Below are 20007 nucleotides of genomic sequence, written 5' to 3' on the forward strand. Positions count from 1 at the left end.
CGAATCCAAATCGGGCGAGAAACGGGCCACGAGGGAAGCGGCGGCTGTATGTAACCGAGGCGGAGAACCGAAAGACCTTGACGGTGATCGGCCGACTCACGATATTCACTGCGCGCAGTGAGGATGATGAGTCGTGCTTTTGCCGATAAATGAGCTTACCGATCACCAGGAGATTCTGTCAGGAGCGCAGGACGGACGACGGCTGTTCGCGAAGCTGGTCGCCAACGCGCCGGCGCCGAACGAACCGGAGCCGGCGTTCCTCGATTTCTCCGGCATCCGCGTCGCGACCGCCTCCTTTCTGCGTGAAAGCGTGATCGCGTTCCGCGACTATGCGCGATCCACCCTGCCCAATCTCTATCCGGTGATCGCCAACCCGAACGAGGCGGTCGCCGAGGAGCTCACCTTCTTTCTGCGCCATCGCGCCGATGCGCTGTGGGCGTGCGACCTGGACAAGGGCCGTCCGGTCAATGCGCGCCTGCTCGGCGAGCTGGACGAAGTGCAGCGCGCCACCTTCGAGCGTGTCCTCGAGTTGCGGTCGGCCAGCGCGCCGGCGCTGGCCGCCGAAAGCAAAGGGGAGTTCGGGGTCGGCGCCACCGCCTGGAACAACCGGCTTTCCAACCTCGCCGCGCGCGGCCTCCTCATCGAGCGGCGCGGCGGCAAGACCAAGACCTTCACTCCTGTCCTGGAGACGAGCTGATGGGCCTCGACTACATCCGAAACGCCGCGGGCAAGCCCTATGTGAAGCGATGGGCGAAGGGGCTGGACCGGCTGAAGACGCCTTCGCTTCTCGACGTGCAGATCAGCGAGGTCAGCCAGACTGTCACGGCGACCTTGGTCCCGGGCTGCGCGGCGAAGACGGGCGACGCCTTCCTGATCCAGTCCCGCGGCGACAGCGACCTCGTCGTGCTCGACGGACATCGCGAGATCGCCCGGATCGACAAGCCGCCCGCCGGGCTCGCCGAGACGATCAAGTCCTGTCACGGCGCGATGCCGGCGACGGTCGAGCGCGTCGGCAGCTTCGGCGACACCGCGGAGCTCAAGCTCAAATGAAGTTCCGGCCGCCGCACGAACCCACCCGCGACTTCCATCCCTCACATCGTCTGCATGACGATGCGGCGCGCAATCCGCGCTCGCTCGGATGCCGCGGCTGCCCCGATCTCGATCAGTGCGGCGGCCTGCACACCGACGCCGGGATCTTCGATTGCGGCGATCTGTGCTCGTGCGCCGATCGCAGCAAGTGCGACATGGTCTGTCGCCGCAAGCCGCACGCCTTCTTCGAGCGGTTGCAGGAGGTCGAGGGTTTCGATCTCGCGACCATCCCCCGCGTCGCTCCGGTGGCGCGGCCGCCGTTTCCTGACCTGGTGCCGCTGATCGACCACAAATACAGCCGGACCAAGACGCTCGGAGAAGCTGTCGTTGCCGTCCCGCTCTACGCGCTCTTCCATATGGGCACCGGCGAGCCGTTGGTGCGAACTCGGGCCGAGCTCGCCGGACGCTTCCTGATCCCCGAAAGCGCCAAGGTGATTGCGAGCGGTGTCGCCCGCGACGTGAAGGTCGAAGCCTGGTGGGCCTTCGCCGGCCGTGCGCGGGTGATGCAGACGCTCCGCGACCTCGGCATCGCCCTGGTCACGGTGCCGAACTTCAGCCTGTTCGTCAACGTGCCGCGGCCTGACAATCTGCACGGGATCAAGCGGATCGGCTTGAGCTGGGCCGAGCTCATGGCGGGCGGCATTCCCGCCGCGCTCCATCTCAACGCCCGCACCGATTTCGACTATCAGCGCTGGACGCGCTTCATCGCCGAGCGGCCGGAAGTCGAGTGCGTCGCCTTCGAGTTCGGCACCGGCGCCGGCTATACCGGCCGCATCGACTGGCACGTCGAACGTCTCTGCGCGCTGGCGCGCAGCGTCGGACGGCCGCTGACGCTGGTCGTTCGAGGCGGCGTCCAGATGCTGCCGCGCCTGCGGGCTTGCTTCGGTCAGGTCGTGCTCATCGAGAGCGACGCCTTCAGCCGCGCGCTGAAGCGGCGGCGCGCCGTCATCACCGAGGCGGGCCGCCTGCGCTGGACGCGGATGCGCACGCCCAACGGCGCGCCGATCGACGATCTCCTCATGCATAACATCGCGACCGTCCGCGCCGCGCACGGCCTGCGGCGCGCCGCGGTCAGCACGCCGTCACGCGCTGCCCTGCCGCCCAGCCGGCGCTCGGCACAGCACGCTGATCGTCATCCCGCCCAGATGAGCTTTGTGGCTCAGCTCGACATGACCCTGCAGGCTCGGGTTGTGGCCCCAGACCGTCAGCGCATGGTCGTCACTGCGAAAGCGTAGCTCGCCGTCATGATTGGCCAGCGCGCGAAACATCTGCCCCATGCCGAACCCATGCCCGCTGGCGCGCCCGAACCGGCTGTTGCCGTCCTCAACCGCCACCTTGAGCGCAGCGCCTGCATCCCGCAGTGGCGCATAGTCTGCACATTCGCGCAGGCTCGCCAGAACGCCGATCCCAGCATCGGCGACCACGATCTCGAACACACCCGCGGTCGCCGCATAAGCCACAAGGCCCGTTGCCGGCCGGCGACTGTGGCAGAAGACATTGTCCTGCAGTTCGCCCATTGCCCCGACAATCCCGGCGGCAAGCGGCCTCGGAAAGCCAGACGCCATGGCCGCCTGCTCGGCCCGCATCTTCCAGAGCGACCAGAGGTCGGCGCCATCGCCTTCGGCCGCATATCGGCTGAGTGGAAAGACGCCGGATCGCGCCTCAAAGCCTGTGCCGCTGATCTCGCCCTTTGCAAGGGCCGCTTCGATCGAGACCGCGAAGGGGGCTGCCAAGGTCACCGTGGCGAGCGCCGCCGAATCGGCGCGGCGGGCCATGAGGATTTCGACGAGCGGCCCGATGCGGCCGGAGCGCACGACGCGCACAGGGCCAAGCCGCTCCAAGCGGCCCGTCTGCGCCGCCCACAGCAGATCGTCGGCGCCTGCAAAGTCGCCAATCAGCTCCCGGCCTGTGTCCTGAGCATCGCTCACCCCGGACCTCGTTTCGCGACGGGGTGTGCGCCTTCTGTCTCAGTCGTCTGCGGAAATGGTCCACGCCCCCCGGTTGTCCTTCATAGCAGATTGTCGCCGCCGGGTGTGCGCCGTTTCGGTGCAAAGGGCCACGAGCGCGGACCGAACGGCAACCGTGCGCCGGCAACGCGCGCCGATGCGGTCTCCGGCGAGGTCCGATGATCCGGCGGACCGTCATCGTCGAGGGGCCTTTGGCCTTCCGAATGCGCCGAATCGAGGCCGCGCAGCGCGGCGAAGCCGGCGTGCAGATTCTCACTCTACCGCAGCTCGCCGCCCGTCTCGCTGGCGGCTTCATCCGTCCGGCACGCTCCCAGGATCTCGATCCCGCCATCCGCGCCGCGCTCGAGGCGGGCAGTTTCGCGGAGCTCGAATGCGTCCGCCAGCTTCCCGGCACGACGCGCTCGATCGGCTGGACGCTCGCCAAGGTCTGGCAGGCCGATCTCGCGCTTGAGGACCTCGCCCAAGGCAGCGCGCGGCTTGCCGACCTCGCCGAGATCGAGCGCCGCGTTCGCGCGAGCCTCGCCGCCGGCGTGCTGACGCCGCGCGATCTGCGCGATGCCGCGCTCAAGCGCGTCGCCCTCGCGCCCGCGACGCTCGGCGCGATCGAGATCGATGGTCTCCCGGCCATCGCCCCGGTCTGGCGCCCATTGCTGGTTCCGCTCGCCAAGGCCGTTCCTCTGACTTGGCAAAATCCCGCTGGTGATGCGAGCTGGTTTGCAGGGTTAGCCGTCGACAGCGATCGCGCGCCGGCCGCCGACATATCGATCGTCACCTGTGCCAATCCGCGCGCCGAGGTCGTCGAAGCGCTGCGCTGGATGCGCGAGCTCATCGCGTCCGGCCGCGCGCGTCCCGAAGAGATCGCGATCTGCGCCACCGCCACCGAGGAGTGGGACGAACACTTCCTCGTGCTGGTCGCCGATGCCGGCCTGCCGCTCCATTTCTCGCACGGAGTGCCGGTCCTCGCCTCGCGCGAGGGACAAGCGTGCGCAGCGCTCGCCGACGTGCTGCTCAACGGCCTCAGCCAGGATCGCATCCGCCGCCTCTTCGGGCACGCCGCCGGCCGAAGCCGTGCGCTCGCCGACTTGCCAGAAAGCTGGTCGTACGGCCTCGAGCCCGGCGCCGCGCTGTTCGAGCTCGACCAGTGGCGCCGCGCGCTCGATAAGGCGACCGGCCGCCGGACAGACGGGGTCGACCCGCGGCCGAGCATGATGCCCGTTCTCGAGTTGCTTGCGCGAGGCCCCGAGGCCGCCGCGGAGGTCGGCGCGATGCTGCTGGGCACGGCGGCCCGCGCGCTCTGGACCGAGGCGCTTCGACGCGCGCCGGCCGAAGCGCTCGAATTCTCGCTGCAGGACTTGCGCCTGCCCGATGGACGCGATCCGGGCGCGTGCGCCGTCTGGTGCCCAGCGAGCCACCTCGCGGGCGCGCCGCGCCCCTGGGTGCGCTTGCTCGGCATGACCTCGCGCTCCTGGCCGCGCCGCGCGGCGGAAGACCCGCTGATCCCGGCCCATATCCTGCCGCGCCATATGCTCGATCCCGACCCCATCACCGAGCAGGACCGGCGCGCCTTCGCCATCATCACCGCGCACGCCGCGCACGGCTGCGTCCTTTCCCGAAGCCGGCGCAACGCCCAGGGCGGGCAGCTGTCCGCTAGCCCTCTGATTCCCCAGGGCGCATCTGCACAGATCCTGAAGCGGGCGCGCATTCCGCAGCATGTCTTCAGCGAGGCCGATCGGCTCCTCGCACGGTCCGACGAGGCGGCGGCATCGCCCGCGCTCGCCGCCGCCAATCGCTGCTGGCGCGACTGGCGACGCCCAGCGGTCACCGCGCACGATGGCCTGGTGCGAGCGAACCATCCGCAGATTGCCCGCGCCATCGGCGAGATCCAGTCCGCCACCTCCTTGCGGCTGATGCTGCGCGACCCGCTCGCTTTCGTCTGGCGCTACGCGCTGGGTTGGCGCGCAGTGCCCGAAGACGATCAGCCCCTCACGCTGGACGCGCGTGCCTATGGCGAGCTGGTCCACGAGTTGCTGAAGCGCACCGTCGATGCCCTCGAACCCGTGCCAGGCTATGCGCGCGCGTCGCGGCAGGAAGTCGAAGCGGCGCTCGCGGCGTCCACCGAGGCGGTTCGACTCCATTGGCCAATCGAGCGATCGGTGCCGCCCGCCTTGCTCTGGCAACATACGCTCGCCGCCGCGGCGCAGTTCGCCCTCAAGGCGCTGACGCTCGACGAGACGTTCCAGCCCGGGACGCGCAGCTGGACCGAGCTTGCCTTCGGCCAAGCTAGCGATGACGCCGCAGCGCAAGACCTGCCCTGGCGCCCCGATGCAGCGGTGACGATCCCCGGCACCGAGGTGCGCATCCGGGGCAGCATCGATCGGCTCGATCTCACCGGCGATGGTCGCGCCGTGCGCGTGTCGGACTACAAGACCGGCGCCGAGCCGCGCCGCGCGGATGAGATCGTGCTCGGCCGCGGCGCGGAGCTTCAACGCGTCATCTATGCGATCGCGGCCGGTCGGCTTCTCCCCGACAATCCGCGCGTGATCGCACGCCTCGTCTTTCTCGGCGACGAAGAGCCGAAGCCTTATCGCCTGCCGGACGTCGATCAGGCGATCGCCGAGCTTGCCGCGCACGTCACGGCGGCCATGGGGCTCTTGCGCGCCGGCCACGCCTTGCCCGGCCCGGATGCGCAGGAGGAGCACAATGATTTCCGCATCGCGCTGCCGGCGTCGCCCACGACCTACCTCCAGATGAAGAACGCCGCGTTCATGCAGGCCTTCGGCGCGTTCGCCCGGATATGGAGTTGCCGATGACATTCGCCGACGGCTCCGCGCGGCTGCGCATCCTCACCGATCTCGGCGTCACCTTGCTCGTCGAGGCCGCCGCCGGCACGGGAAAGACGGCGCTGATGGCCGGACGCCTGACCATGCTGCTTGCGCGCGGCGCCGAGCCCGGCTCGATCGCTGCAATCACCTTCACCGAGCTTGCCGCGAGCGCGCTCTCGGCACGCGTGCATCGCTATGTCGACGAGCTGCTGGCGGGCCGCGTGCCCGACCCCCTCCGGGTCGCTTTACCGGAGGGACTCGACACCGACCAACGACTCGCGCTCTCGGCCGCCGCGGCCAAGTTTGACGAGCTCACCACCGCCACCATCCACGCCTTCTGTCAGACGATCATCTCCAACTACGCGGTCGAGGCCGACATCGATCCGGGCGCGCGCATCCTCGACGCGGTGCAGGCTGCGGCCGCCTTCGACTCGGTCTTCGAGCAGTGGTTGAAGCGGCGATTGAATGCGCCGGAGCGGCCCGGCGATCCTATCGCGACGCTCTCGCGCGACGATCCGCGCCGCATCGTCGGGACCCTCCAGGAACTCGCCCGCTTCCGCCTGAGATATCGCGGCGCGCGCACCTTGCCCGCCGACCTCGGCGGCCGCCCCGACATCGACCTGGTCGATGCAGTGGCGGATTTCCGGCGCTGGATCTCGTCGCAACCCGCCGAGCCCAAGAGCCTGGAGCTGGTCGGCGAGCTTGAGACGCTCGCCAACTTCTATGCGGGCAGCTTCGATCCTCCGCCCGATTTTGCGATGCTTTGGCGACTCGCGCATCCGCCGCAGCTGGACTGCATGCGTCGGCACAGCTTCGATCTGCTCACCCCAAGGCGGAGATCGGCCTGGGAGCGGGTCGCCGGCAAGGAGCAGGGCGCACGCCTCAACGCGGAGGCGAGCGCATGTTTCGATCGGGTCGATCGCTGCTACCGCACCCTGCTGGGGCGGATCGCGACCGCGCTCGTCGCCCAGCTCTCCGCCGAGCTCGACGAAGTGCTCGACGACTATGCCGGCTTCAAGCGCGCCGCCGCAGTCCTCGATTTCGACGACCTGCTCGAGAAGGCGCGCGCGCTGGTGCGCCAGCATGACGATGTGCGGCGCGCGCTTGGGCAGCGCTACCGTCACATTTTCGTTGACGAGTTCCAGGACACCGATCCGATCCAGACGGAGATCCTGTTCCGGATCGCCGCAGAGGATCGTGCCGAGCGTTGGCAGGACAGCGTGCTGCGCGCTGGGGCGCTGTTCATGGTCGGCGACCCCAAACAGGCGATCTATCGCTTTCGGGGCGCCGACATCGGCTCCTATGCGCAGGCGCGGGCCTCCATTGAGCGGCAGTGGCCGGACAACATCGTCCAGGTCACCGCCAATTTCCGCTCGCGCCCCGACATCCTCGCGCACATCAACCGCTGCTTCGCGCGTCCGCTGTCTGGGGACGGCCAGCCCGGTTACGTGCCGCTCGCGCCGACGCTCGAGGCCCCCGACCATGATCTGCCTTGCGCGGCGCGGATCACCGTGGATGTGCCGCCCGACTCGCGCCCCGCCCAGATCCGCGACGCCGAGGCCGAAGCCGTCGCCGACCTCTGCACGCGTCTCATCGGCAACTTACGCATTCGCGACGAGCAGGACGCGGTCGTGCCGCTCACCGCCGGCGGCATCGCCTTGCTTGCGCCGACCGGCGCCGAGCTCTGGCGCTATGAGCGCGCGCTCGAGCAGCGCGGCCTCCCGATCGCCTCGCAGGCCGGCAAGAGCCTGTTCCGCCGGCAGGAGGTGCAGGATCTGCTCGCGCTGGCCCGCGTGCTCGCCGACGCCGGCGACACGCTGGCCTTCGGCGCGTTGATGCGCGGACCGCTGGTCGGGCTGACCGAGGAGGAGCTGCTCGACATCACCGCCGCGCTTCCACCACATCCCGATCGCACGCAAGCGCCGCTGCGCTTCTCGCTGCTCACCGATCTCGATGATGTCGCACATCCGCTCGCGCGTCGCACGCTTGCGATCCTGCAGGATCTCAGGCGCCGCGCCCGGGCGACCACGCCGGCGCTGCTCCTCGCCGAAGCGGTCGAGCGCCTGGCGGTCCGCCCCATTCTCGCCGCGCGCGAAGGCGATCGCAGCGCCCGCGCGGCCGCCAATGTCGAGGCGTTCCTGGAACGCGCGCGGCCCTATGGCGTGCGGGGCCTCAAGAAGTTCGTCCGCGATCTCGCCCGGGAATGGCGCGATGGCGCACCCCACAATGAGGGTCGCGTCGACGCGGAAGGCGACGCGATCGAGATCATCACCATTCACAGCGCCAAGGGCCTGGAATGGCCGGTGGTGATCCCGATCAACACCGGCACCTTGGTCCGCTCGCGCGAGCCATTCGTCTATCGCGCCGCCGACGAGACGCTGCATTGGCTGATCGGCGATGTCGTTCCGCCCGACCTGCTTCGCGCGCTCGAGTCCGAAGACGACAGCCTCGCGCGCGAACGGGAGCGCCTCTGGTATGTCGCCTGCACGCGCGCCCGTGAGCTTCTGGTCGTTCCTGAATTGCCGCAGGCCGAGCAGCGGTCCTGGGCGCGGATCGTCGATCTCGCCCACCGCGACTTGCCGCAGATCGACCTGTCGCGCCTGACGTCCGCCGCCCGCACGATCGACATCGAGGCCCCGAACGCGCAGACACAGGCGCTGTTCGAGACGGAACGCGCCGCCATTGCCGCCGCTGCGACACCGCTGCAATGGGTGCGGCCCAGCGATCACGACCCGGATCGCCTCGCGATGGCTGAGGCGATCGCGATCGAGCTCGGCGATACCCCTGAAACGGAGTTGCCGGTCGGCGCCGGCCGGGTCCGCGGCCTCGTCCTGCACAAGGTGATGGAAGAGGTGCTCACCGGCGAGCTGCCCGAGGACGCATCGGCCTTCGCCGCACGAGCGCGCATGCTGATGGCGGAGCTCGTCATCGATGCCGACAATAGCGCGCCGCTTCCCGACCCGGATGAGATCGCGGCGACCACGCTACGCACGCTCGCGCTCCCCGAGATCGCCGCGCTGAGGCCGAGCCTCGTCTCCGAATGGCCGATCTACGCGATGCTCGCGGGGCCGCCTGAGCCGACCGCGCTCGCCGGGCGGATCGACGCGATCGCGCTTCAAGAGGGGCGGCCGTCGGTCGTGCTCGACTGGAAGAGCGATGTCGCGCCAAGCGAGCAGGAAGTCCGGGAGCATGCGCGCCAGCTCAAGGACTATCTTGATGCCACTGGCGGATCACGCGGTGCGCTCGTGTATATGACCCCCGGACTCATTCGATGGGTTCCGATTCCGTGACCCCGGCGGCCATCGGTGCACAGGTGTGACTACCGCCTCCGCCAAGGCTCGCTGTGCTTCATGCCCGTCATCGCATCGAATGCGGCCAGCTTCGCTTCGTCGGCGCTCTTATATGGCCGTTTCGACGTCCGCTGATAGCCGCTCGCGCGGTGCTCGACACGAGCGCCCCAGATTGCGCCTCTGGGATAGACGACGACGTTGAAGCCGTCGTTGGTGTTCAAGAACTCGTTCCCTGCTGCGGAAACACGCCAACGCCGGCTAAGCCAGCGCACGCGACGACTGCGCTCGCTTTTGAACCCGGCCTCGCGTTTTCGCGCGCCGACCAGATTCTCCTCCATATGGCCCGCGCAGACGCAGCCCACGCGCAGCGTGTCCGGATAGTTCGGGTGCTCCATCACATGCACGAAGCGCACGTAACGTGCCTCGCACATCTCGCAGAGATGGTCCTGCTCCTCGAGTTCCTCGATGTCCACGCAATGCCAACCACGATGGGGCACGCCAGGCTGTGTCCACTTGCCGGTCGCAGTCGTTTCCCCTGGTTCGTGCGTCATTCGGCTCCTCCAGGCGCCGCAGGACGTTCGCAATGGCGCTCGCGCAAACGCGCTTCCGCACCTAGATCATGATCAGCGGGCTTGGCGCGTTTTGCGAGATGACGAGCATCAGGTGACGCTTCGCTCGACTGCGTGCGACATAGAGAAGGCAGCGCGCTTCCTGCCTGTCCGGAAAGGTTTGCGCGTCGCACGGCATGACGATGACACTGTCGCACCCCAAGCCCTTGGCCTTGTGGACCGTGCTGATCGTTTTGGCCGGAGGCTTCGACCGCGCATAGGTCCGATGATGCGTGATCTGGGCAAAACCTTCATCCAGATCAACCTTGAACCAGGGCAATCGGCGATAAGCTGGTTTACCTCCTCCCAAACGTTCGGGTAGTCTGAACAGCTTATCGGATCGGGTCGTACGAGCAGCATCTGACAGACAATCGGCGCATGGGCTGTGGGAGTCATGCCGGCGTCCTGCGCGATCAGGGGAATGGCAAGACGCACGTCTTCAGGCGCATCCTCGCGGATAGAGATTTCTTGCTGCTCCGCCCGATATCCTTGGCGATCTGAAAACCGGTCTGTCATGAGCCTATTCCCGTCGAATCAAATGCTCCAATGCTCCTCAAAATGGAATTTCGTCGTCCAGATCATCGGACGCTTGCCCTGCCGGCTACGCCGGAGATTGATCGCCGTGTGCTGCCTCCTTGTTCGCCTGGGCGCCCTCAACCTGCGTCCGTTCCCATGACGCAGCGAGTGTTGGCCAGTCGGGCGGGGAACCTTGCCGGCCCAGCCACGTCGCCCAGAAAGCGGGATCGGCGGAGCGTGGTCGCTGCGCCAGATCGCGAATTCGAACCAGGACAGGTGTTGGCACGGCCCAGCCCAGAAGAATAGCCTGCTGAGAAGGGAGCGTCGGCAACTCCCCCAACAATCCCCCCAAGGCGTCGGGCACAAGACGGCGGACCAGATTCTGATCGACATCGTTGACAATGCGGTGGAGAAGAAAGGAATTGCACTGCGCGAGCACGGTAGGCGAAAGCTCGGACGGCCGCTGTGACGCCAGGACGAGACCAAGACCGAACTTGCGACCCTCTCTGGCGATGCGCTCGAAAGTCTGCCGGCACAAATCAGCGGCCTGTGCGCTTGCCCCGACATCGGCGTCCTTGCGGACGAAACTGTGCGCCTCCTCCAGAACGAGCACCGTGGGGAGCGGGGCATTCCCCGCTTTGAGGTGGCGCTGCAACGCCTCAAAAACGAGACGTGAGATCACCGCAACCGCGATGTGCACAATGTCTGACGGCACAAGCGAGAGGTCGAGGATGGCAAGAGGTTCGGGCGTTCCTTCGACTGGGCCGAGCAGATTGTTCAGCCAGTCGGCGAGTGATGCGGCTCCGCCCGTATCAATGACCGGCTGGAGTCCGGCATCACCGAGCATGACCTGGATACGGTTTATCAACGGCTCAACGTTGGCAAGGGCCTGGCCACCGGTTGCCATCGCGACTTCATGAATGCGCTCGGGCAATGCTGCTACGTCAAACCGGACAGGAGCGTCCTCACTGATCTCGCCATGCGTTGCGGCAATGGGAAAAGCATCAGCGATCGTCCGCAGTGCGGCCAGAACATTAAGCAAATCATTCGGCTGAAAATCGTTGTAACCGGACGAATTTGCTGAAGTCCAATGCCGCGAAGCTCTGACTTGCTCGATCGGCACCCGAGTCCCGACGATGGCCGTAATAAGATCGGCGGTGACGGCGCCATAAGCGGCCAATGCAGTTTCGTCCGTATGCGTCAGTCCGAGAAGCCCTTCGAGCATGTGCCCGAATTCGCGATTGCGGGGGAAGCCCGCAACACTCTGGGGCACGTCGGCATAGAGCTGCTCAACCTGGCGCACGTATCCCTGATAGCGCCGGACAGCCTGAGCTCTGGCGGTCATGGCTGATGATCCCGCATTGCGCAGGAGCCGAAGCGCCCTGAGCAACATGGGCCGCTGCACTCCCGGCTGAGCGGACGTGAATGCGGCCCATTCCTGGCCATTCCAAAGCCAACCCGGAACAGTCAGCGGCCTCGCGCCCCCCTCTCCCCCGACTGCATAACGGCGAACAGGCAGCGTGCCGTCTTTGAAGGCTTCCGTGTACTCGCCGTTGGGGTCAAGGATAATGAAGCGGGTATTGGGGGGTCTGGAGTCAGTGCCTTGCGGCGCGCACGCGGAAACGGCTTCGAGCGACCACCGGATGATCCCGGCGACAGAACAGGACTTGCCACTGCCGGTGTTGCCGAGGACGGCGAGATGACGGCCGAACAGCTTATCGGGATGCACCCAGACGCGGGCATTGCCGGCAAACGGTGCGGTGCCGACCTGAATGAGCCGGTCGTCCGCCTTGGCTTCGACAATCGAGCGCAACTGCGTGGCCGTCGGCAGCAACACCGGATCGCCGACCGATGGCAAGACGGGGACACCACGCTCAAGCGCGTAAAGGGGCTGGCGGTCATCGTCGTGCCCGTCATGCAGAAGAGTGCCGAAGGGTATGGCAATGACCGAACGCGCGGGGAAAGGCAGATCGACAAGCGCCTCGTCCTGCCTGCCGGAAGCCGGCGGCCTGGCGCGGACGATCGTTATCTCCTTCACGACGGCGACAACAGCCCCGGTTTCGTTGGGGACGAGCACATACGCGTTAATGCGGGGAAATCCGGTCGGCACGCCTGTGTTGAGAGCCGTCGCCTGAGGAGTTTCGTTAAACAGGACAATGCGTAGCTCGGCGGCCGTCACGGCCTCGATACGGCCAACGGAGAGTGCGCCGACACGTTCGACGATGCTGGTCATGACACCGCGCCGCCGGCGCCTTGCTCGGTGCCCGCGAGTTTGCCGCGCCGCTCAACCAGCTCGGTCATGCGGATGGTGAGCGGATCGATGGCAGGCTTCGGCAGGTAGTGCTCGACCAGTTGCCGGATGTCGCCGAAATGTGTGCCAACGAGCAGCGACAGCTGCTGGGGCCGCCCTACACGCGCAACAAACGAAGCGATTCTTTCGTGCGGTTTCTGATCCCAAGCCAAGATTACCAGGTGGGTTGACGGGATCGTCAGCATGTCTGCGATGACCCTGTTGACGTGATCGTCGCCATAACCATAGCCGTAAGTGACGAGCACGCAGTTCGGCTGGCAGATGGCCGACGAGAAATCACGGAATAGGTCAGCATATGGATAGGCGGCGGTCTCCACATCCTTGATCGCGTTCGGATAGATCATCACCGACTGACGCGGACTCGCAGGAACAGCCGGGTGCGTGTCGTCGGCGCCGAAAGGCAGTGAGGTGCGGTACAGGCGTGGTTGTTCGTACCGCCAGTCCAACGACCCATGCAGCTTGCTGACATGCACGACGCCTTCCAGGTGACGAGGTTCGCCGCGTATACCCGGCGGCGTGTAATGCATATCGACCTGAAGGCGCGAGGATCTGAATTCGGGCTCAATTGCCCCAACGAAGCGGTCCACGATTCTCAGGCCCGCGAGGTCACAGCCGCGCTCGATCAGGCGGTCGTAGTTGGTGGTAAATATGCGCAACCGTTCCCTTGATGCGGCGCGGCTTGCAAAGCTCATCAGGAAGGAAACTAGAATTTCCCGCGCGAGCGGGCCGCCTGAAGCAGGCGACTTATCCAGTCCATCGCGTATGCCCTTTTCAGTCGCAAGTACTTCTTTGATGAACTCGGTAAGAACCTTGTCAATGGCTGCTTCCCATGCCGCCGCGTCTGCATGCTCCAGAATCTGCAAACCCGACAGCAGAGAAAGCGCAGCCGAGAGCTGGTCTTCGATATTCGCTGCGCCACGACCCATTGCAGACGCCATTTTATCTGCATGGGCGTTGACCCTATCCTCATGAGCACAGCCGAACACAGCCTTATTCATGCCGACGGCCGCACCCCCCGCGTTAATCGCAATGCTGGTCGTGAAACCGCTGCCAAGAAGGAGAGCGAGGTGTTCGGACTGAAAGATGGCCGATAACCACGGTTCGATTCGCTTGCGCCATGCCCCGGTTTCGCTGGCCGGATCGGCGGGCGTCTCCGTTTCGCCGCCAATATGGACAATATGATCGTGCTCCCATTTCGCGCCGGTCATCGCGACCACCTTTCCCGCATTGCATGAGGGAAGCCCTCCCCTATCGGAAAGTGCTCAACCGCGTTCATGGCGCGCTCCCCCGCAGCGTTTCGCGCCGAGGCCATGCCGCTTGCCTCATGACCGGCACCAGGCTCGGCCGTGCTGACGGTCAGGTCCGCAAGAAACTCCGATGCCGGGGCAACGCCGGTGATCAGCAGGCAGTCGCGGGCGCGGGTGCAGGCGATGTAAAGCAGATGGCGCTCCGTGTTGTAGACCTCTTCGAGATCGGATTCGTCGGAGACGGCCTCGATCCGCTCTTCGAGCGGCAGCACACCGTCATCGCACGCCATGACGGAGACGCCGCGGAACTCAAGGCCCTTGGCAAGGTGCATCGTGCTGATGGCAACCTTGCCCGCAGCCGAGGCGGCGTCTTCGCCCAATTCAACGCAATCCGCCTTGGCAAGCCGCACGGCCTTCCGGGCGCGCTCCATCTGCGGCTCGGCCCTGACAAACACGCCGATTTCATGCAGCTGATAACCTTCACGCAGGCGCTCGCTAATCCAGGCAGCGACCACTTCCGTCTCCTTCTCCGCGTTCGGCACGACTTTGATCACGGGTGGCGGGCCGTTGAAGACGGAGACCGTGCCTCTGCGGCTTTCGACAAGCCCGTCAACGTCGGCGAGTGCCTGCGGCAGCAGGCGGTCGGCCTGCGCCCTGATCTGGTGCGAGGTGCGGTAGTTGATGCGCAGCGTGTGCGATCGCCCCCGAACATCCACGCCGAGCGCCTTCCATGAAAACGGCGTCTGGAAAATGCGCTGCCCCAGATCGCCGGCGAGGAAGAGACCATCCGGCCTCCCTCCCGCAAGCGCCGCAAGAAAGCGCAGCGGCGCAACGCCAAGGTCCTGCGCCTCGTCGGCAACGACGAAGTCGAATGGCCGCTTGCCGCCATCGGACAGGCCAGCGGTCAGGCGCGCAAACACGCCCGGCCAGGTGGTCAGACCGCGCGCGTCGAGCGCCGTTCGCAGCCCACTGAATATGTCCCAAAGCTGCTCGCGCTGCTTGCCGCCGATCCTGGTCTTGCGTCCAAGACGCGCGACATCGCGGTATTCTTCCCAGCTTTGCAGGCTCCAGGCGTCAACGACATCGGTCCATTCATTCAGCAGAAAGTTCGTATCGAACCGCGCCGGCTCTGCCTTCCTGGCGGCGTCAGCCAGCATCGCCCGGATCGCATCCTCCGCCGCAATCGACGGGGCGCCGAAGCGCTCGGTGTAAAGACGGCGCGCGAGGTCGAAGATTCCTTCGATGACGATGCGCCCGGCGACGGATGGCTCATTGCCGGCAAGGTGGCTGAGCCTGACCCGCAGGGCATTGGCAAGTGCGGTCGAGAACGTCGTCAGCAGCACCCGTGAGTCCGGCGATTGTCGCGCAAGGTGCACGGCACGATGCAGCGCGACGATGGTCTTGCCGGTGCCCGCCGACCCTGAAATCCGGGCCGGCCCGCCGAAAGAGCGTTCCACCAAAGCGCGCTGGTCTGGATGAAGAAAGACGGCCCATTTTTCCCAAGGGTATTCGAGGGCGCGTTCGAGTTCCTCGACATTGGTGAGCACGCGGAAGCGCCGCTGCGCATCCGGGTGCGTGAACGGATCGGCCTCGACCGGCAACACCTTCGGCGGCTCGGGCCTTTCGCCGACCGCAAGCCTCAGGATCGCTTCCTGCGCCTCTTGCGGCAGATGCGTGATGACATCGAACAGCGTGTCTTCATCGGCTGCCCGCACGTCATCTATCCATTCCTCCGGCACGCCGAAGGCCATCAGCTCAAACTTGCGCAGATTCTCGAACAGCTTCGGCTTAATCGGCGTGGGTGCGGCCGCAGCTACAGGCTCGGGCTCTTCCGCCGCGAGCCGCGGAACCTCGATCTCCTGGACCCGCTCGCGAATCTCCACAAGCTGCATCGCCCCCGTCGTCGGGTGGCGTTCGATCTTGCGCCGCTCAGCCCATTTGTAGGCGTCATCATGATGATCGACATACACAAGCAGCAGGCTGGCTGCCGACTTGTGCACGATCAGGCGGATGTCCGCGTTAACGCGCACCGACCAGAAATTCGGGTCCCTCGCGCGGTCGATCTTGTGGAACTTCATGCCCGGCGCCGCCGGGTTGAGCTGAAGATCGAACGCCGTCGTCTTCACGGCCTTCTGCTCCTGCGCCGTCAGACGCAGCAGAGAATCCGTGAAAGTATCGGCGATCCGGAACTCCACGTTCAGTACTCCACCAACCAATTTGCTGCTCTTCGTGTAAGTACGCCGCTTTCCAGCAAGGCGACCGGGTCTACGAAGATCTTTAAGGCGGGATATGTCTCTAATGAAGTCACTCTATAGATGTTATAACTCGCGCGTAGCGATTGTGCTGAAGCCCACTCGTTTTCAGTCATTTCAAACTTCCGGCGGCCTGAAATAGTAGCCTTGACTTCGATGTGCCGACGATCTCCGCTAGCGTCGAATGACGAGATATCAAAGCCGGCAAAAGGGCTGGTTTGGCTCACCCATTCAATCTTATCCGCGAGGTCGTGGCGGCCGGCCCGCTTCAATCGGCGTCTTTCATATGAAAGCACCCAGCGTTCACCATTAAGACCAATCTCGTCACAACGTCGTTTCAACTCCAGAAGCTGCTCACGCGTAATCTCGCGACCCTTAACGTCTGCGATCAAGCCATCCTGATAAGCTGAAATAAGGCTAGTATTTACGGCTATTTTTTTCCTTCGAGGCACCGGCGCACGGAAAACGATATCATCGCCGCAGAGCGTATCGCTGCGAACAGAAAGTCCCACCGGCGCTGGTTTCGATATGGCGCCCGAAAATATTCCGGCTCCATTGTACGTGCCTGCGTGTATCTGTTCGGCATTGAAAATGTACTCCGCGAGCTGTTCTGCATGAAAGAACGCAGCGAATTCGGTTTCGAATAGATTTGTTTCCATCGGAAGAATAGTGATGTCGCCCCTGACGATCTTCTTAAACCCAGACGAGGGGACAAAAGACGAGGCATTGTGTGTCGGACCGCCGTGCGACAATCGTCTATTGTCCAGCCCAACCCATCCATTCGATTCCCGGTCAAACGCCACCACCACGTCTGTGTAGTGCCTGGCGATCGGTAAGCCACCGGGATACGTACTAGTGATCTCTACACGACGTTCATGGGGCCTGTTTCGACTGGATTCCGTTACGGTGTAGGCGAAGAGACGAACTCTCTTGTCTTCCGTGCCGGCCAACAGACTCAATGTCTGGCCGTTTCGTGGTAATGAGCGCGCCGCTGGGGCCGCTTCAACTCGCCAGCCGGTGGTGACCAGCCCAGCCAAGGCTAACGGAAGCCGGCTGAGGCCATGAAATCTGAGTTCGCAGTAATCGAGCCCCCGCGACACGTCGTTTCCCCACCACTAAATCGAAAAGACCTTCATCACCTCGTCGCCAAGGTGATTTATGACCTTCACAGCGATGCGGCCTGAGGCCGGTCTTGGGAACGGACGTGACACGTCGCGGTTCAGGCTTGCCCACGCCTCCTCGTCGATCTCGGCTTTGAGCGTTGTCTTGAGCGCCCTGTAGGGACCGTTTGCGCCTAGGAAGTAAGCGTGGCGAACGAAGAAGCTCTCCTCGTTGTAGTCGGTGTCGATCATCCACAGAGCGATCGATTCCGGCCCACCGCTTTCGATCTCCCCGGTCTGCGGCTTGAACACGTCGATGCCGTTGATCTTGACGCGGATCATCCCGTCCTTGAGATTCTCGATGTCGATGTCGGGCTCGCCGAACACGACGAACAGATTGCCCGCGCCTGTTGCCTTCAAATCATCGCCCATGTGCAGGTCGGGATTCATACGCGCCTTGAGCACGGGCACGCGTCCCAGCTTGTCGAACTCGGCCGAATGGGCATCGTAGTTGAAGGCGCAGGCGATCAGCACATCGAACCCCGCATCGCCGGCCTCGCGGGCGGCCGCGACAAGGTCGGGGCGCGAGACAGTGCCGAACTCGGGACCGACGAGAATGCCGGCTCGCCTCTCCTTGTCGCCCTCCATGAATTTGCCTTCGGCGCAGATATATCTCCCTGGCCAGCCGGTGAGCGAAGCAAATGTGATCCGGTCTTCCTTCTGCGCCTGCTGCACGCCGGCGGCCTTGAGGTTCTCGAGGATCATGTCCGCGAAGTCTTCCGGCGTGCCAGAGCCGTTGTGGCGATACCGGCGTCCGGGCTCGGCCACACCCTCCATCAGCCGATCGTCCGCATCGATCGCGACGACGCGATGCGGCGACAGGCTTTCGACCGTGAACGGCCCGGCGACGCGCACGCGCGAGCTGTCGGTGTAAGGCTTGTCGTAGAGATACGCGAACTCGGCCCTGGCGGCGATCGAGGCGTCAATTTCCTTCTGCCGGGCGATGCGCGCTTCCCACCATTTGGCGTGCGCCTCCTTCGCGGCCGTGGGCCACTTCTCCTCCGCTTCGCGGGGGATTTCCCATTCCTCCCAGGATTTCGACAGCGCCTTGTTGAGCACAGAGCGATGCGGCTCCAGCGTCTCCTGCCACTTCTCCCAAATCACATCGATCTCGGCATTGTTGGCGATGGATTTCAGCGTGATGTGGGGCACGCGCTCATAGACGAAACCTAGGCGGATATTGCCGTGGGTCGGCGTCGTGCGCGGGGCGGAGCGCGTGATTTCCGCTTCCTTCATTTGCCCTTCGGGCGAGTCGGCCAGCAGGTAATACGGATATCGTGCGCCCATGATGCGCGATCGAGCGAGCGCCATCGCGACGCGGGATGTATCAATTGTGATCCAGCGCCGGCCCCATTGCTCAGCAACATAAGCGGTCGTGCCGGAGCCGCAGGTAGGATCAAGAACCAAGTCGCCCGGATCAGTCGCCATTAATATACAGCGCTGAACGATATCAGTATTTGTCTGGACGACGTAAACCGGCGATGATTGACCTAGGAAGCCGTCCCAAAGATTCCCGATTGCCGTAAGGCTGCTTTCATCCAGATATCGAAGGTGCCTGAGAGAGTTCCCAATAACAATGATCCGACCTGTCTTGAGTGCCCTCTCAAGTTGGGCCTTGGTTGTGCCCCACCACCGTCTCCCCGAGTCAAATATCCTGCCACGGTATTCAATCTCGTATTTTGCGCCGGGTCCCGGCTTTGTAAGTGATACGTCCTGACCGAGGCGACTTCCTGCGGGCTTCGGCGAACCATTCTTTTCCCACTCGGTAACTCTCACCCGCTCGCCGGTAGGGAGTATCAACCAGGAGAAGTTTGGATCATCCTCTGCGTTCTTAAGCGTATAGAGTTGACGGAATTTGACCGGTACGCTCTCGCTCCTGCCGTACCAAAGTATGTAGTCCAATCGCGCCGGCATACGATCACTGGCTGACAGACCTGTAGCACCCTTTGTGAACGCAATCATCGCCACTGCATTACGCTCACCAAATACCTCGTCCATCAGCGCCCGAACGCGATGCACATTCTCGTCGCCGATCTGTACGAAGATGCTGCCGCTCTCGTGCAGGAGGTCACGCGCCACAGTGAGGCGATCGCGAAGATAAGTGAGATAGGAGTGGATGCCGTCGCGCCACGTATCCCGAAACGCGCGCACCTGCTCGGGCTCGCGCGTGATGTGATCCTTCGCGCCGTCCTTCACGTCGCGGCTGGTCGTCGACCACTGGAAGTTGGAGTTGAATTTGATGCCGTAGGGCGGGTCTATAAAGATGCACTGCACCTGCCCGCGCAGTCCTTCGCGCTCGGCGAGGCTTGCCATAACGCTTAAGGAATCGCCCAGGATCATGCGGTTAGACCAGTTCTGGTCGTGGGCATAGAACTCGGTCTTCGCCTCGATGTCGTGGAGGCCGTTGAAGTCGCCGAATAGGTCCGGCAGCGGCGGCGCCTTCTCCTTCGCCCGCTCCTTCGACTCGCGGCGCAGATCGTCGATCAGGACCTTTGGGTGCACCTTCTCCTGGATGTAAAGCGGCGGGGCTTGAACGATCAGATCGGACCAGTCCTGCTCGTCCTTGCCGCGCCAGACGAGCTGCGGGTCGAGATCGCGGTTGCGGCGTTCGTAAGCGAGCTGGATGGGAGACTTGTCTTCCTCCCGCATCAGGCTCTCGAACTCGGCGGTCGGGATGTTGCGGCGCTTCGCATCCTTGTGAGTGAGGGCTTCGACCTCGATCGTCTTGTTTCTGCTCCTGCTCAT

The 20007-nt window shown here is 64.7% G+C and carries 12 protein-coding genes; 5 read left to right on the top strand and 7 right to left on the bottom strand.

The window, feature by feature from the left end; genetic code table 11:
- Positions 1-133: 133 nt before the first annotated feature.
- From RO009_20785 to RO009_20805, 5 genes are all read left to right on the top strand, one after another.
- Complete coding sequence (locus RO009_20785) at positions 134-697, top strand: hypothetical protein (GenBank protein ID MDT3687470.1); 564 nt, start codon at positions 134-136, stop codon at positions 695-697.
- Positions 697-1050: a hypothetical protein gene (locus RO009_20790; GenBank protein MDT3687471.1), complete on the top strand. Its 354-nt coding sequence runs from the start codon at positions 697-699 to the stop codon at positions 1048-1050. Before RO009_20785 ends, RO009_20790 begins: the two co-directional genes overlap by 1 nt.
- The gene (locus RO009_20795) at positions 1047-2324 is read left to right on the top strand and encodes a hypothetical protein (GenBank protein MDT3687472.1); all 1278 of its coding nucleotides are present in this window, start codon (positions 1047-1049) and stop codon (positions 2322-2324) included. The genes RO009_20790 and RO009_20795 overlap by 4 nt, the downstream gene beginning before the upstream one ends.
- An 890-nt stretch (positions 2325-3214) precedes the next feature.
- The gene (locus tag RO009_20800) at positions 3215-5866 is read left to right on the top strand and encodes a PD-(D/E)XK nuclease family protein (protein ID MDT3687473.1); all 2652 of its coding nucleotides are present in this window, start codon (positions 3215-3217) and stop codon (positions 5864-5866) included.
- Positions 5863-9168 (top strand): UvrD-helicase domain-containing protein, encoded by a 3306-nt coding sequence (locus tag RO009_20805; protein ID MDT3687474.1) that lies wholly within the window; start codon positions 5863-5865, stop codon positions 9166-9168. The genes RO009_20800 and RO009_20805 overlap by 4 nt, the downstream gene beginning before the upstream one ends.
- A gap of 29 nt (positions 9169-9197) precedes the next feature.
- On the opposite strand, the gene RO009_20810 is transcribed toward RO009_20805, so the two are convergent.
- From RO009_20810 to RO009_20840, 7 genes are all read right to left on the bottom strand, one after another.
- Positions 9198-9719 (bottom strand): hypothetical protein, encoded by a 522-nt coding sequence (locus RO009_20810; protein MDT3687475.1) that lies wholly within the window; start codon positions 9717-9719, stop codon positions 9198-9200.
- Positions 9720-9780: 61 nt separating this feature from the next.
- Positions 9781-10056: an ATP-binding domain-containing protein gene (locus tag RO009_20815; GenBank protein ID MDT3687476.1), complete on the bottom strand. Its 276-nt coding sequence runs from the start codon at positions 10054-10056 to the stop codon at positions 9781-9783.
- Between the two features lie 321 nt (positions 10057-10377).
- On the bottom strand, positions 10378-12471 hold the full coding sequence (locus tag RO009_20820; protein ID MDT3687477.1) for a DUF87 domain-containing protein: 2094 nt from the start codon (positions 12469-12471) through the stop codon (positions 10378-10380).
- A 50-nt stretch (positions 12472-12521) separates the two neighbouring features.
- Positions 12522-13811 (bottom strand): SIR2 family protein, encoded by a 1290-nt coding sequence (locus RO009_20825; protein MDT3687478.1) that lies wholly within the window; start codon positions 13809-13811, stop codon positions 12522-12524.
- Positions 13808-16045 (bottom strand): 3'-5' exonuclease, encoded by a 2238-nt coding sequence (locus RO009_20830; protein MDT3687479.1) that lies wholly within the window; start codon positions 16043-16045, stop codon positions 13808-13810. The genes RO009_20825 and RO009_20830 overlap by 4 nt, the downstream gene beginning before the upstream one ends.
- A gap of 2 nt (positions 16046-16047) precedes the next feature.
- Positions 16048-17202 carry a DUF3883 domain-containing protein gene (locus RO009_20835; protein MDT3687480.1) on the bottom strand — a complete coding sequence of 385 codons (1155 nt, stop codon included), beginning with the start codon at positions 17200-17202 and terminating at the stop codon, positions 16048-16050.
- A gap of 15 nt (positions 17203-17217) precedes the next feature.
- A complete protein-coding gene (locus tag RO009_20840; GenBank protein ID MDT3687481.1) occupies positions 17218-20007 on the bottom strand; it encodes a site-specific DNA-methyltransferase in 2790 nt (929 codons plus the stop codon).

This window comes from Pseudorhodoplanes sp., assembly GCA_032027085.1.
Classification (GTDB): Bacteria; Pseudomonadota; Alphaproteobacteria; order Rhizobiales; family Xanthobacteraceae; genus Pseudorhodoplanes.